The organism is Helicobacter didelphidarum, assembly GCF_003364195.1.
GTDB classification, from domain to species: domain Bacteria; phylum Campylobacterota; class Campylobacteria; order Campylobacterales; family Helicobacteraceae; genus Helicobacter_A; species Helicobacter_A didelphidarum.
Window position 1 is genome coordinate 49407 of record NZ_NXLQ01000001.1, and the last position, 14710, is coordinate 64116.

A 14710-nucleotide genomic window follows, 5' to 3' on the forward strand; every position below is an offset into this window, starting at 1 on the left:
ATTTAATAACGCTAAGAAATTAATACATATAAACTCTTGTAATGACAAGAGAGATAAGCCATAACCAAAAAAGTAAGGATTGTCATGAAATTATTGCATAAGTTTTTATTCGTTGGTATAATATTACAATATATAATACCAGCATGTTACGCAACAAATACAGAATCGAAAAATCATTCTGAATACAATTCTATTCAATTACAAAAGAATAGTTATTCACAGCATGAGCCTAAAATACAAATCAAAGGAGATTCTCTTGTGATTATGGATTCTTCATGCGAATCTAAAAATGCAAATTCAGTTTTATCAAGTTTTAAAAAACAAAATATATCACAAGCAAATGCACATGATGACTGTGAGAGCAAATAATATTATGGTATATTATTCTGTAATATGACAGATTCTATGTTTGTGATATGTTTCAATGTTTGTTTTGTTCTGCAAATCAAAAAATCAGTTACAATTTAGTTTTGATTTTTATAGTCTATTTCCTCGCCATATCTTTATGCGGAATGTTGAATAAAATATCAATCCGTTTTTTCTTAAACTATCTTCCTAACAGCATTAATATTACATATATCGTAACCTAAAAATTAGGAATAGCGATACATTAAAGAAAATTGTAGAGATAGAGTTGCTAAAGCTTTAGAACTACGAGCGATAAATAAATTAAAAGTATATTTATTAATAGAAATTCTTGGAAGATAGAATCTATTTTTACCTTACACTATCCTTTATTTCCTTTATGCGTCCGCTGATTTGATGATAGAGACACGCTATATTGCCACCTCTGCATTGATTGCGTTTTTCGAGCCAATCCATTTGTGCGTTAAAGAGTTTCTTTTTCGCCTCGCCACTCGCATTGAGGTATTTGGCATTATAAAATTCATTGAGGATTCTATCGCCAAGTGTGAGGGCGAAATCCGCACAGATTTGCTCCTCAATATTGTTGAGATTCCCATTCTCACAATCAAAGCTTGTTACACTCCCATATCGCTCACGATTTATAAGCTCCTTTGCCCAATCTGCGGGTGGCTCAAATCCCGTGATTTGATATTTCACACTTTCCCATGATTCCACGACTTCAAGGCTCAATGCGCCATTTTCATTGTTGATAGCATAATAGTTTTGCTCACCACTTGCATAATCATTAGCAAATAGCACCTCGCCGTATTTCGCGTGTTTGACGAGCTTCGCCTCGCCATGTATGCTATCATTATAGAGGACATTCATATCTTTATCGATGAGACTGACAAGGGTTTGAGGGTATCCACGCCCTCCGACTTGCGTCCCCCATAGAAACATCAATGCCTTTTTCTTACTCTGTGGGAGTGCGACTTCACCCGCGAAAGTCGGTCTATCAAGCGTTTGCAACAATGCTTCATAGTCTATCTTGCCACCCTTGTCGTATTTGCTCCCTTTGAGATAAGATTCCATTATCTGCACCATATCTTTGGGACATTCATCAAGCCGATAGAGGCTACATTCGGGCATATCTTTTGCGAGCGGATTGTCTCCCATATCTGCTTTATTGACGCTTATATTTGTCGTCTTTATCTTTGCGATGCGATAGTGTTGCGGATTTGCTTCGACTTGACCTAGTGAGCCTTGAGCAAAAAAGTATAAAGAGCGCGGATTTTGCAATCTATCACTTGCTTTGCCATTCACGCCATAGAGGGCGAAATAGCCTTTCTTGTATGGCACGACAAAGGCGGAGTAATAGTCCCCTCGCCCGTCATCTGTCTCTATTTCTATGTCAAGGAATGCAGAGCAGTTTGCAATTTTATTTTGTTTGCAATATTCTAGGTTCCTTAGAGGCTCACTCACATACCACCACGCAAACCGCCCACTGCCTTGATATGAGACGAGGTAGGCAAAGAGGTCGTTATCATTGGAGAGTTTGCCGATACCATTTTCGCTCCCCATAAAGCGTAGGTTGGTAAGACTAGCATTAAATTGCTTGGTAATGTATTCCATAATGTTTGGCGTAGAATCCGCTACTGCCTTGCTTAGGAAAGCTATCAAGTCCTGATACTCCGCAAGGACTTGAGGGACGCCTACTTTGCCTTCACCCCGAAAATATACACGCATAGCAGATTCTATCTCATCAAACTCATAGAGATAGTCTTTGGCATAATAGCTAAGGGCGGTATGAAGTGCGATGATAGCGGTAATCTCGGGGTCATCGGTATGCTCGAGGGCGTGAAAGAGTGCGAGACGCAAATCGCGCAAGGATTTGGCGTGTGCCTCATAGTCGGCGAAATGCTTTTGCAGACTTATAGAATCCTCCTTCACTCCCATCATATCCATATCATACTTTGGCTCAAAGGGATAAAAGCTTGTGATATTGTTCAGTGCATTGACTAGCTCGGGCATTCGCTCTACAAAATCTTGCCATTTTTTATCGATTTGTCCGGATAAGTTAGAGGGTCTTTGCTGTGTTGATTGAGAATCTACTCTGGAATTGGCTGACAAAATTGTAGAATTCCTCACATTTAGTGTTTTTTGTGCATTTAGATTTTGCGTGGTTAGTGATATAGTATTGTTAGCATATAAAATCCCACAAGTTAACACAACGATACAACTTAAAAGCAAATAAAAACATTTTTGCAGAGTATTCATAATTTTCATATTCCTCCTTTTTAGCTAGTATAAATTATGAACAAATTACTTTTCAGAGAAATTCTGTTTTTGTTAGATTGGGTATATAGTATTACTAAAATCTATTGTACATGCAATTATACTCCAATTAAATATTTTTAATCATTTTATATCACTCATTTTAATGTATTTTGCTTCAATTTTTTAGTTGTATAGTCTGTATTTGATATTAAGGTTGTAAAAAAATTGTTTCATTGTGAAAACATTTAGCATAATCGGTTATTCTAATGCTTATCAATTTTACCAAGTGTTTTTTAAAGGATTTTTGAATGAATAAAATGTCGTTGTCTCTCAAGGTACTCATCGTTACACTTATAACAACCTTTATTTCTGTAACAGCTCTATGCTTTTTTGTTTTATTGCAAATGAAACAACAAGAAGCAATAAATGCTAAAAATAATATGCTTCTTACTTCTGGATACTATGGTATGCATGTTGCTTCAAATTTAAATATGAGTTCCCATCTGTTTGCTACTTATGCAAGTACACTTTCTGAAAATGATAACTTTTCCGTAGAAACACTTGCAAGTCGCCTTGCTATTCTAACCCACGAAAATTCAAATACAACTCATAGTTTTTTATATTTTAAAGACAAAGATTATTCATATCTTTCAGAACAATATAAGGTCAATAACAATGAAATGTTGGTTTTTGTAGATTCTAATAATACTCTCGTGGCTACAAAACAAATAATAGAATTACCAATTGTGCAAACCACTTTACAGATGGCAACACAACAATTAAGTAATCCTATTAAATTTCGTCTCAATAACACAGATTTTTATGCAGTTGTTTTTACTTTTCCAATTTTTGACAAACAAAAGAATGTTATTGGGGTATTAGGTGGTATATTAGATATTCATAAAATCTCTGCAAATTTTATGAATATCCGATCTGATTTACAAGGAGCAAAAGTATTGACAACACATAATGGCACTATCATTGCAGCAACAAACAAAGATATAGTTGGAGCAACACTTCATCAGCTTGCAATGAAAGCAACTTATCTTAAAAATGCCGTGGATAGAGCAATGAATAATGAAGAATTTACAGCAGAAATAAAAGATACAGCAGGCACAGATACATTTGCTGCACATACGAATATAGAGCTTGATATTTTTCCAAATTCTAATTGGCATATTATTACACTTGTGCCAAGGGATTTTGTCCTTGCAACTTATCATAATCTTCGTTTGCAAACAATTTTAGCCTCTGGAATTGTGCAACTTATTCTTTCAATTGTCATAGTTTGGTTTGTAAGACTACAAATTATTAATAGACTAAATATCTTAAATGTATTCTTAGATAAGTTCTTTAAATATATTAATCATGAGGGAAAAAAGCCTGATATATTAAGGGTAAAAAATTCAGATGAAATTGGTAAAATGTCTCAAGCAATTAATGAGAATATTAGTAAAACACAAATAGAACTAGACAAGGATTACGAACTTGTAAATCAGGCCACAGAAACCGCTAAGGAGATAGAATCTGGGAATTTTACTGCTCGTATTAGTGGTATTAGTAATAATCCTCAATTAGAAGAACTAAAAAGGGTGTTAAATAATATGTTGCATATATTAGAGCAAAAAATTGGTTCAAACATGAACGAGATACAAAGAGTATTTGATTCATATACTAGTCTTGATTTTACAACAGAAATACAGGATGCAAAAGGAAATGTTGAGCTTACAACGAATACACTTGGAGCAGAGATCAAAAGTATGTTGCAAACTTCAGCAAATTTTGCTCAAAGTCTAGAGCAACAATGTAAGGTTCTTGAAGATTCTGTGGGCTTACTTACCGAATCTTTTAATGCACAAGCTGCGGGTCTTGAAGCAACAGCGACAGCAATAAATCAGATAGCCTCATCAATGCAAGGTGTCAATAGTAAAACACACGAAGTAATCTCGCAAAGTGAGGATATTAAAAATGTTACAGGTATTATTCATGATATTGCAGACCAAATCAATCTTTTAGCATTGAATGCAGCTATTGAAGCAGCAAGAGCTGGAGATCATGGACGTGGATTTGCTGTTGTTGCCGATGAGGTTCGTAAATTGGCAGAAAGAACGCAAAAAAGTTTAAGTGAGATTGAAGCAAATACCAACATACTTTCACAAAGCATTAATGATATGGTAGAATCTATCCGTGAGGAAACAGCAGGTATTGAGCAAATTAATGTAACATTATCAAATCTTGAAGAAGCAACCCACAACAATATTACTATTGCCCAAAATACACAAAAAACAACTGATAAGGTGAATGTTATTGCTACTAATATTCTCCAAGATGTAAATACAAAGAAGTTTTAATGCAATGAAATAAAAGCTGATTTTCCTATTTCAATTTTAATGCATTAAATCTTGCAAATATCATTGCATTACTTAAGATAGGAAAAATGTAATAATTCTCTAAGCAACAACTAGAAAATTATTACATGAGAATTACATTCTATCTCTTGATAATCTCTCATAAGTGTAAATTTATTCAACAATTTTTGAATGTTATAAAAGTAGTTTGATAAAGAAAAGCTAGTATTATAATTGATATAATTATTGGGATTATGGGTATCTTTTATAGATTCTATAATTTAAATAGATAAGAAATTCACTATTAAATAGTTTGTGTCAATGAGAATTTCTTTCTTGAAGCTTTACGCCTATTCTGATAAAAGTGCAATACAAATAAGTTTTAAAGTAAATTTATTTCTTTTTTGTATTCTTTTTAAGTGTGCGAAGCACTGAAGTAGAAACTTTAATACGCATACTGCTCCCATCCTCAAGCTTTATACACATATTCCGAAGATTTGGTAAACTGCGTTTTTTTGTTTTGTTATTTGCATGGCTTACATTACATCCAACCATTACGCCTTTTCCTGTAACATCACATCGTCTTGACATTCTGAATCCTTCTTTTGATAAAATGAAGCTCGTATTATACCGAATAAAGCCTTATAAAATGCTTAATGCTACACAACTTTATAACCATTTTTCTTGAGTTCTTTTTCAAACTTTTTCCGTTTTAGAAGTGAAAGTTTATCAATAAATAAAACTCCATTAAGATGATCCATTTCATGTTGTAAAGCAACAGCTGTAAAATCTTCAAATTGCCCCTGACATTCATTTCCCGTTCTATCATGATATTTTATAGTAATTGTGTTAAATCGTTTTACTTCTTCATAGAATCCAGGAACAGATAAACAACCTTCATTCCATAGAATCTCACCACTACTTTCAAGTATTGTAGGATTAATAATTTCAAGTAAATCTTCTTTGTATTGCTCTCCATCTTCTCGCGGGATATTGACAAGCAGGATACAAAGTGGTTGTGCAACTTGAATTGCAGCTAGACCAACACCATTTTTTGCCAACATTGTCTCATACATATCATCAAGTAAAGTATGAAGAGATGAATCGAAGTTCAAAACTTTTTGTGAAATTTTCCGTAATATTTTATTAGGATAATGAATCACATCTAAAATCATAATAGCAAACTCCGGCAAGTAAAATAATTATCTTTGCTATTGTATCAAAAGAAATCAATATTTTTACAACAAAAGTGTGTAAAAGCTAAGTCCATAGATTTACCATATACAACAACTCTGAAGAAAGTAAATCCTGTATCTTTCCACCATTGGCATGAAATTACTTTCGTATGATTATCTTAATACCAAACTTCATAAAATGGTAATAAAAATCAAATAATTATTTTGCATTGTTTTTGATTCCATGAAGTAATATTTCATATACATGGGCAAAATAATCAGTCTCATTTGTCTCAGAAATATTCTGAGTGTGGGTATCAATAGCTTTTTTATTGACAACATAGAAATTAAGCATTCCTACAAATGCAATTAAAGTATATGTTATATTTATATCACTGCGAAAATCTCCTTGCTCTATACCTTTTTGTAATAAATTACCAAAAAAAGTATGTACTTTTAAGGTATAGCGTTGTAAAATATCCTGTGTGAAATGCTTTGGGCGTCCAAATTCATTCATAAATAAGAAAATTGGTATTTTTTGAAGATGACTTTGTATAAAGTTTGTGTAAGATTCCAAAAAAGCTATTGGTGATAAACCTTGTTTTTCTGATTCATTAATAAAATCAAGAATAGGATTGAGACATTCTTCTAATATTGCCCGATATAATCCCTCTTTATTTTTAAAGTAATATGCAATCATTGAGAGATTTACATTCGCTTTTTGTGTAATTTCTCTCGTTGATGTTGCTTCGTAGCCTTTAGCAGAAAAAAGCTCTGTCGCAACAACAATTATCGCTTTTTTTGAATTTTTTGCCACTAAGCTTCCTTAAAAAGTATATCATGCAAAGCTTAATATATATATATATATATATATATTATTTTTCTTTCATTTGAAAAATAATCATTCTTTTCTCATAATCCAGATTTATATTCAATCCATTAAAATCTAAATCTTATAGTATCAAAAAAATATAAACCAAATTAAATACCCAACAAACTTAAATAGTATATTGTTAAATATTGGAGGTGTTTACAAAAGATTACTTATATTATATAAAAGTTTTTTATCATTATTCCCGAAGATTGATTACTATAAAAATAATACAATCAATTATTCAAATGCTTTATAAATCTCATCTTTGTATTGAATGTTTCCTAAAGAGTATGAAAAATTAAAGATATTAATATGCTATTGCTTCTCTACATGGATTATCGCTGTAATAACGGCATTCTCCTTCAAAAGAAGTTGCTTTGTTCTCTAAGGTTTGAATGCTATTGAAGATTCTATTCCATCGAACTTTGTAGCGATTTTTTGGATCTTGTGCATTTTGTTCGATACTATCTTCTAAAGTAATACTAAAATAGGTAAACCATGGTGTACCAATAATACGACTATAATCTACGACACCCCAAAAGCGAGAATCACCGCTATTATCACGATTATCCCCTACCATAAAAAATGAATCACTTTCAATTTCGCGATAGAAAATCATTTCACCATCATCAGTAAGCTGTGGATTCATGGCGATACCATGACCTGTTGTGCTTGTATTGTTTGTATTAATGATTGCTAATCTTTGCATTGCATAAAAACTACTTAGGGGGGTGATTCTGAAATCTTTTTCACCATAGTGAATTCCATTAAATTCTTGAGAGTAAGGTTCTTTGACATACATCTCACCAAAAAATTCACGCGTATCATAACTTTTAAAATATTTATCAATATAAGAATCTCCTTGAAATGGTCGCAAATACATACCATCTCTAGCAAAAATAACTTTATCTCCACCGATTGCGAAATTGCGTTTAACATAATAAGTTTTATCATCTCCGGGAGGATTAAATATCACTATATCCCCTCTTTGTGGTCTTGCTCCTTCAAATAAATGACGATCTCCGCGAAAATCTGGAAAAATTGGAATCTCAAGCCATGGAATCTTTGGTATAGGGATACCATAAGCATATTTTTTAACAAACATCATATCCCCTTCGTAAAGTGTGCCAACCATTGAACGACTAGGAATTACAAAGCCTTGTGCAACAAAAAATACAAAACACAATACAATAATAATTGCACCTGTCCAACTTGACGCAAAATCCACAATTTTTTTTATAATTTTTTTCATTCAAATCCTCTCAACCAAATGTTTATATGTTACATTTATTGGAATAAAAACAAATGGTATTTTACTACCAATTACTTAACATCATACTATAATCATTAAAATTTATTTTAATAGTGGAATAAAATTGTCCTATTCTCTCACTAAAATAATCTAATTTTTAGAATCATTGTAAGAACAAAATTTAAACACAAGACAGGAAAAGAATTTGGAGTAGGTTTAGAATCCTAAATATAAATTTATAGAATCTTTTCTCTAAAAAATAAAACCAACCTATGAGATTCTAAACTCTGCTATAATACTATGATATTTTTATAAGTGAGGTAAAGATGCTTTCTATTGTTATTTTGGCAGCAGGATTTGGCACAAGAATGAAGTCGCAGACTCCAAAGGTTTTGCATACATTATGTGGAAAGAGTATGATTGAATATGTGATTGATGAGTCTTTAAAAATTAGTTCTGACATTCATATTATCCTGTTTAATCAAAAAGAAAAAATTATTTCTTATTTAAAAAATAAATATCAATATTATATTATAGATAAAATTACCTTTCATGTGCAACTCCATGATATATATCCAGGCACAGGTGGTGCATTTATGCAAGAAAATAAAGAATTAATTCCAATAAAAGAAGATAAAGTCCTTGTGTTAAGTGCTGATTCTCCTATGATTTGTGCCGATTCTTTGTTACCTCTTTTGCAATCTGAAAGTGCAATCAATATTGCAACTTTTAAGACACGTAACCCAAGCGGATATGGACGCATTATAAAAGAGGATAATACTAATCATGTTATTCGTATTATTGAAGAAAAAGATTGCACACACACACACAAAAAGATTGATGAAGTAAATGGTGGGATTTATTGTTTTAATAAAACCATTTTGCAACATTATATTCCATTACTTCTTAATGACAATGCTCAAAAGGAATATTATCTAACAGATGTAATAAATCTATTTGCTAGAGATTCTCAAGCAATACATGATAAGGGAAAAAATTGTCAAGGAATTATGGCTTGTGAATTGAGTGAGAAAGAATTAATGGGTGTAAATACAAAGGCACATTTAGCTATCGCACAGAATCTTATGTTAGAACGTGTACGACACAGAGCAATGTTGCAAGGTGTGATTATGGATATACCAGAAAGTATTTATCTTGATTCCTCTGTTGAATTTGAGGGTGAATGCAAGCTTGAAAATGGAGTAAGAATTGTCGGAAAAAGCAAGATTCAAAATAGTATAATCAAAGCACATAGCGTAATTGAAGAAAGTGAGATTATCTCAAGTGATATTGGACCTCATGCACATATTCGCCCCCAATGCAATATTCAAGATTCTCATATTGGTAATTTCGTAGAATGCAAGAAGGCAATGTTGAAAGGTGTAAAAGCTGGACATTTAAGTTATCTTGGAGATTGTGAAATCAATACAGGAAGTAATATTGGTGCAGGAGTTATTACATGTAATTATGATGGTAAATCTAAGCATAAGACTATTATTGGTAAAGATGTTTTTGTGGGAAGTGATTGTCAACTTGTTGCACCAGTAACAATTAAAGATCGGGTTTTAATAGCGGCAGGTAGCACAATTACCCATGATATTCCACAAGGTGTGCTTGCTATTGCACGTGGAAAACAACGCAATATTGAAAATGGATTCTATAAATTTTTTGATGAAAAAGAATAAAATCAGATTTTCTTTATTAAGTATATCCATTATTATAATTTTATTAGCATTTTTCCTCTAAATGCTAAGATATGGTTAGAATTTTTAAAGATACTTTTGTATTAGTTCTTTATTTATTGATATATTATTTCTGCAATAAACCATATTTTTGAAAAATTCATAAAGCTAATTTTAATGCTTACTTCAGTGAAATTATGAAGCACAATCATAATAAAATACCTTATTTCAATTCATACTTCTCCCTTCAAATCACTCCCAACAAAGTCTCGCCCTAGCTCCTCGCAGCATTCAAATACGCTAAAACTACCGCTCGCAGGATCAAGCACTCTATCGCCTTTATCGGTGCAAGATTCTATCAAAGCCTTTTGTAAGCCCTTTGGTTTAGCATGTGGGTGGATTTTGAGTGTCTCTAACGGAATCTTTTCACTCCATATATCGCGGATAGTATGTAACTTCCAAGTGCCTTTTGCTTTGATGGGCTTTTTTTGTAAAATTAAGAGATATTCGCTTTGTTTGCGCGTACGATAACCCATACCCATTTTGCCTTTATCCCAAGTAATCAAATCTACGATTTGTAAATTGGTATCCTTAATCCATGTATCCACACCCTCACAAAGATGAAATTTATCAATCCATAGCATACAATATGCACTTTGTTTTAAAACATGATTGATTTCCTTGATGAACTGCCTAATCACTTCATCACTCATTTGCACAAGTTTGACACGTCCTTTTTGTCGTCTTCCTTCATTACCATATTGCATTTTATCGAGCACACCACGATATTGTGGGTCAAAAAAGCACAAATCTATGCTTTGAGATTCTAGCTTTTGAAGGAGTTTCAAACCATCTATATTAAGGCGTTTATTAAGTAATTCGTGCAAATTTTCTCCTAAGATTCTATGATAAAAGCTTCACACATTCTATAATGGCTAAACTCACTCCAGCCCCAAATAGCACACATAAGCTTAGTCTTTTTGCATAAAAATGAGGATTGAGAATCTTTTTTGCCGTGCGATACCCAGAGAGCATAGCCCCTGTGAAGCCACTTCCGGGAAATCCAAATGCAGAGGCAAAATAGAGATTTTGAATGGCTTTAGAGTTATATCGTCCTCGCCCCCAAAATCCCTCAAAGCTTTGGTCATAGCCATAGGGTGTGCCATTACTTGTGCGGATATAACGCTTTATCGTCTTTGGTGTGGCAAGTTCGGAGTGAATACAATAACTCATAATATGTGGAAACATCTCTTCTAAACGCGTCTCAAAAGCCTTTTTTATCACTTGCTTTTTTGCCTTATATGCTTCTTCGCTAAGATTATCCCATTCTTCATAGCTACTTAGTGTCGTCATCACACCAAAAAATCTATCATCGCGCTCACTTAACCCGCTTTCAATCTTAGAATAATTCACAAATACAAAATCTCTTTTTTCAAGCGAAGTCTCAAATTGATTCATCGTATCCTTATTAAAAGTCTTTGCAAAATTATCAGAATCTACAATAAAAGTTGAATAATCCATATTCGGATATTGTTTGCTTAAATTCGTATCAAAAATCATATAGACTGATAAAAGCGAAGTTTTGGTGCTGAATTTCTCCACTCGCCTAGAATCCAGCGCATATTCGCTTGGTGCTAAATCTTTTAACAATTCTTTATACACGATATTTGGGTCGCAATTTGCGATGATTTTCTCACCAAAAATTATGTGTTCCTGCCCTTTTTTATCCTTATAAATAACGCCATTTGCCCTCTTTGCTTTGCTTTTCTCATCAAGTAAAATCCGCACAACATCGGCATTTATCTTGACTTCTCCGCCATGATCTGTGATGATACTTGCAAGTGCATTAGAAAGCTCTTGTGAGCCACCTTTGACATACATTCCTTGATGATAGTAGTTTGCCTGTGCGACAGCGTGATAATTCCAATCAAACTTATACGGGTCATGGTGATAATAAGTGATATTGATATTTAGGATTCTCTTTAGCTTAGAATCTGTTATCATAGAATCAAGCATATAGCCTACATTGCGGTTTCTCAATGCGCTTAAACCAAAAAGCCAAAGTGTCGTGAATGGCGCGAAGAAAAAATCAAAAAAACTCATATCAAATGGGAATCTACGATTAAAATAGGCTTGAAACTTCATCTTTCTAAAATATTTTTTGATTCCCTTTGCCTCGTGCGGAAACATTGCTATCAACGCTTCTTTGCTTTTGCTATGGGGAATAGTTATTTGTAAATGTGGTGTGTGAGATTCTTTGATACTCCACGCAGTAGGGAGCGGGATAAGCGTGATTTTCTCTAAAAGTCCAAGTTGTCTAAAAATATGATGCTTCATATCCGTCCATTTGCTCCCCCAATCAAGCTCATGCAGCCCTGCATCGACAAGCATTCCTTTGCGTTTGAAACAAGTCGCACAACCGCCGATGAGATTATGCTGTTCTAAAATTAATACTTTTTTGCCTTCTTTTGCTAGAGTAGCGCCGCAAGTAAGCCCACCTAGCCCCGAACCAATAATGATTGTGTCATATATCTCCATAGATTGCCTTTTCATTTGAAATAAGAGCTTAATTATAGCTTAAAACATAAATAGGCAATCAAATATGAGAAAAATATTGAGAAAGTTTGCATTGAGCTGATTGTGTATGTTGTCGAAATGGCATTGTTTGATTCTGTATTTTTGAGTTTACTTTGTTTTTGATAGAATCTTCAGAAATTAATTTTGATAATACATAAGCCAATTTTTAGCTTTTAATATTAGGTTTATTGCTCTAAAAAGACTTATTTCATTGTTGCTATTTAAGATTTTGTGCAAAAATCTAGCTTTTTATTTACTAAGATACTAAGCTTTCCCGCATATCATTTATACAACAATTTACATTGACTTAATGCAAGTTTTTACCCTATTCCTTTATCCTAATAAGTCTAACCCACTACTTTTTAAACATCGCTTCTAAGCTCTCTAACACGAGAGGCATTTCTGTATAGCCATCAGATTCCATAAAATGTCCTCCATTCTGTGTTTGGATAAATTTTGCACTAAGTTTATGACTAAGATTTTTGCTTAGTTCTGTTGGCACAATCATATCATCTTTTGCTGAGATTACAACACGATTAGGGCTTAGAGCTTTGAGTGCAGTAAAGTCTAGCGGAGGTTTGAGAAAACTATCAAGCTGTGGAAGAATGCTAAGAGATTCATAGAATCCACTCACAAGCACGAATCCACCAATAATTATATTCTTTTTATCTGTCATACTTTGAGCTTTGGTATTTGTCTTTTGTGCCTTACTCTGTAAATACTGTAAAATTGTAATGCACCCTAAACTATGCCCGACGAGGTAAGTCTCATGCCCGAGTTTTATGCTGGAATCTAGCGTCGCAATCCACTTTGTAAGATTAGGATTTTGTGGATTTGGCAGAGAGAGAATATCCACACTTATATCTTTCTTCTTAAGTTTATCCTCAAGCCACCTAAACCAATTCTTATCTGGTGAGGAATCAAACCCATGCACGATATATACCCTCATATTTTGCTCCTTATGTTTGATTTTAGAATCTGTAAAATCTTTCGTGTTTTGTGCTAAGAGATTCATACTAAAAAATGTCATAATGCCTAAAAATATAATGACTTTTTGCAACATAATAATTCCTTTCATTATATACTTTTACTCTACAAATGGGTTTATCCTCAAAGAAAGAATAAATCGGAAGTTTTTTGTCTTTTTCTTACAAGCAAGATTCTATATTTTAAGAACTACATATTTTGTAAAAGGAAATACAAAGCCAGTTTGAGATTTTAGCATTATAAATAAAAAATATGAAGATATAATCTATTTTCTACGAATCAGTGTGTTTCATTCTCAATATTAGGTTTCATTTAGTATGAATAGTTCATGAAATAACTCTTTATTAGGGCTTTCGTTTGAATTTGGAGTAATTTGATAATACCAGATAAGCGTTGAGGGTTTTTATTCTTTGACCATCTCATTATTGGAATAAATTTGTAATATAACAATATAATACACAGCAAAAGAAGATTTCTAATTATAACACATTCAATTTTAAAGCTAAAGATAGTAATGTGTCATTCTTAAGATCTACAATATAAAAATAATGAAAGGACATAATGCTTACAAAAATTATACTTGTTGGCTTAGGCGGGGCGATAGGAGCAGTTTGTCGCTATCTTATGAGTGTATTTATTCTCTCTTATCTTTCGCACAATAGCCTCGCTTTTGGCTTTGTGGCGACGCTTTGTGTTAATATCATAGCGTGTTTTTTGATAGGGCAATGTGCGTATTACATCAAAGATTCTCAATCATTGTGGTATATTTTTCTCGCAGTTGGGATACTCGGTGGCTTTAGCACTTTTTCATCATTTGGACTAGAGACTTTTAGACTTTTAGAGAATCATCTCTTTGTGCAGGCTTTTTCTTATATCTTTTTATCAAATATTCTTGGTATTCTTTTTGTATTTTTGGGGTATAACATACAACGATTTTTGAGATCTTTTATAATTTGAGTTTTTTGGTATGAAGACAAGGTTACTTTTAAGAAATATATTTTGTGGCAAACTTGCTTAGAGCCTAGCTTATTAGATGTAATAACAACTCTTATGTCATACAATACGCTTTGGAGTGTTATTATAGGGGAACTTGTGATTAAAATATCTTTAAACAATCAAATAAAGTATTTCTTATAGAACAATTTTAAAGTTAATGTCTTAACATAAATAATAATTTTGTTGCGATTATGAAT

Annotated in this window: 12 protein-coding genes; 4 read left to right on the forward strand and 8 right to left on the reverse strand. The window is 32.8% G+C overall.

Annotated elements, in window-relative coordinates; translation table 11 throughout:
• The first annotated feature begins 84 nt into the window (after positions 1-84).
• A complete protein-coding gene (locus CQA53_RS00205) occupies positions 85-369 on the forward strand; it encodes a hypothetical protein (protein WP_115542017.1) in 285 nt (94 codons plus the stop codon).
• A gap of 348 nt (positions 370-717) precedes the next feature.
• On the opposite strand, the gene CQA53_RS00210 is transcribed toward CQA53_RS00205, so the two are convergent.
• The gene (locus CQA53_RS00210; protein ID WP_115542018.1) at positions 718-2631 is read right to left on the reverse strand and encodes a lysozyme inhibitor LprI family protein; all 1914 of its coding nucleotides are present in this window, start codon (positions 2629-2631) and stop codon (positions 718-720) included.
• Between the two features lie 299 nt (positions 2632-2930).
• Between CQA53_RS00210 and CQA53_RS13755 the strand changes: the two genes are divergently transcribed.
• On the forward strand, positions 2931-4973 hold the full coding sequence (locus CQA53_RS13755) for a methyl-accepting chemotaxis protein (RefSeq protein ID WP_115542019.1): 2043 nt from the start codon (positions 2931-2933) through the stop codon (positions 4971-4973).
• A gap of 390 nt (positions 4974-5363) precedes the next feature.
• On the opposite strand, the gene rpmB is transcribed toward CQA53_RS13755, so the two are convergent.
• The 4 genes from rpmB to lepB all read right to left on the reverse strand — a co-directional run bounded on the left by rpmB (position 5364) and on the right by lepB (position 8271).
• Positions 5364-5561 carry a 50S ribosomal protein L28 gene (gene rpmB, locus CQA53_RS00220; protein WP_115542020.1) on the reverse strand — a complete coding sequence of 66 codons (198 nt, stop codon included), beginning with the start codon at positions 5559-5561 and terminating at the stop codon, positions 5364-5366.
• 68 nt (positions 5562-5629) lie between these two features.
• Positions 5630-6145, reverse strand: coding sequence for a peptide deformylase (gene def / locus CQA53_RS00225; protein WP_115542021.1), 516 nt, complete (start codon positions 6143-6145; stop codon positions 5630-5632).
• 220 nt (positions 6146-6365) lie between these two features.
• Positions 6366-6962 (reverse strand): TetR/AcrR family transcriptional regulator, encoded by a 597-nt coding sequence (locus CQA53_RS00230; RefSeq protein WP_115542022.1) that lies wholly within the window; start codon positions 6960-6962, stop codon positions 6366-6368.
• 364 nt (positions 6963-7326) lie between these two features.
• On the reverse strand, positions 7327-8271 hold the full coding sequence (gene lepB, locus CQA53_RS00235) for a signal peptidase I (protein ID WP_115542023.1): 945 nt from the start codon (positions 8269-8271) through the stop codon (positions 7327-7329).
• 326 nt (positions 8272-8597) lie between these two features.
• Here lepB and glmU point away from each other — a divergent pair, with 326 nt between their 5' ends.
• Positions 8598-9956, forward strand: a complete 1359-nt coding sequence (gene glmU / locus CQA53_RS00240; RefSeq protein ID WP_115542024.1) for a bifunctional UDP-N-acetylglucosamine diphosphorylase/glucosamine-1-phosphate N-acetyltransferase GlmU — start codon at positions 8598-8600, stop codon at positions 9954-9956.
• Between the two features lie 230 nt (positions 9957-10186).
• Here the strand turns inward: glmU and CQA53_RS00245 are convergent, their stop codons facing one another.
• From CQA53_RS00245 to CQA53_RS00255, 3 genes are all read right to left on the reverse strand, one after another.
• On the reverse strand, positions 10187-10840 hold the full coding sequence (locus CQA53_RS00245; protein WP_245945525.1) for a DNA-methyltransferase: 654 nt from the start codon (positions 10838-10840) through the stop codon (positions 10187-10189).
• Between the two features lie 16 nt (positions 10841-10856).
• Entirely contained in the window at positions 10857-12491 is a 1635-nt protein-coding gene (locus CQA53_RS00250) for a phytoene desaturase family protein (protein WP_181882296.1), read from the reverse strand.
• A gap of 394 nt (positions 12492-12885) precedes the next feature.
• Positions 12886-13593, reverse strand: a complete 708-nt coding sequence (locus tag CQA53_RS00255) for an RBBP9/YdeN family alpha/beta hydrolase (RefSeq protein ID WP_245945527.1) — start codon at positions 13591-13593, stop codon at positions 12886-12888.
• Positions 13594-14078: 485 nt separating this feature from the next.
• Between CQA53_RS00255 and crcB the strand changes: the two genes are divergently transcribed.
• Positions 14079-14474 (forward strand): fluoride efflux transporter CrcB, encoded by a 396-nt coding sequence (gene crcB, locus CQA53_RS00260; RefSeq protein WP_115542027.1) that lies wholly within the window; start codon positions 14079-14081, stop codon positions 14472-14474.
• Positions 14475-14710: the final 236 nt, after the last annotated feature.

What these genes read in the sequence shown, in the direction of transcription:
- CQA53_RS00250 (WP_181882296.1), bottom strand. Translation starts at nt 12,491, where the DNA reads ATGGAGATATATGACACAATCATTATTGGTTCGGGGCTAGGTGGGCTT.
- lepB (WP_115542023.1), bottom strand. Translation starts at nt 8,271, where the DNA reads ATGAAAAAAATTATAAAAAAAATTGTGGATTTTGCGTCAAGTTGGACA.
- glmU (WP_115542024.1), top strand. Translation starts at nt 8,598, where the DNA reads ATGCTTTCTATTGTTATTTTGGCAGCAGGATTTGGCACAAGAATGAAG.
- rpmB (WP_115542020.1), bottom strand. Translation starts at nt 5,561, where the DNA reads ATGTCAAGACGATGTGATGTTACAGGAAAAGGCGTAATGGTTGGATGT.
- CQA53_RS13755 (WP_115542019.1), top strand. Translation starts at nt 2,931, where the DNA reads ATGAATAAAATGTCGTTGTCTCTCAAGGTACTCATCGTTACACTTATA.
- CQA53_RS00210 (WP_115542018.1), bottom strand. Translation starts at nt 2,631, where the DNA reads ATGAAAATTATGAATACTCTGCAAAAATGTTTTTATTTGCTTTTAAGT.
- def (WP_115542021.1), bottom strand. Translation starts at nt 6,145, where the DNA reads ATGATTTTAGATGTGATTCATTATCCTAATAAAATATTACGGAAAATT.
- CQA53_RS00255 (WP_245945527.1), bottom strand. Translation starts at nt 13,593, where the DNA reads ATGTTGCAAAAAGTCATTATATTTTTAGGCATTATGACATTTTTTAGT.
- crcB (WP_115542027.1), top strand. Translation starts at nt 14,079, where the DNA reads ATGCTTACAAAAATTATACTTGTTGGCTTAGGCGGGGCGATAGGAGCA.
- CQA53_RS00205 (WP_115542017.1), top strand. Translation starts at nt 85, where the DNA reads ATGAAATTATTGCATAAGTTTTTATTCGTTGGTATAATATTACAATAT.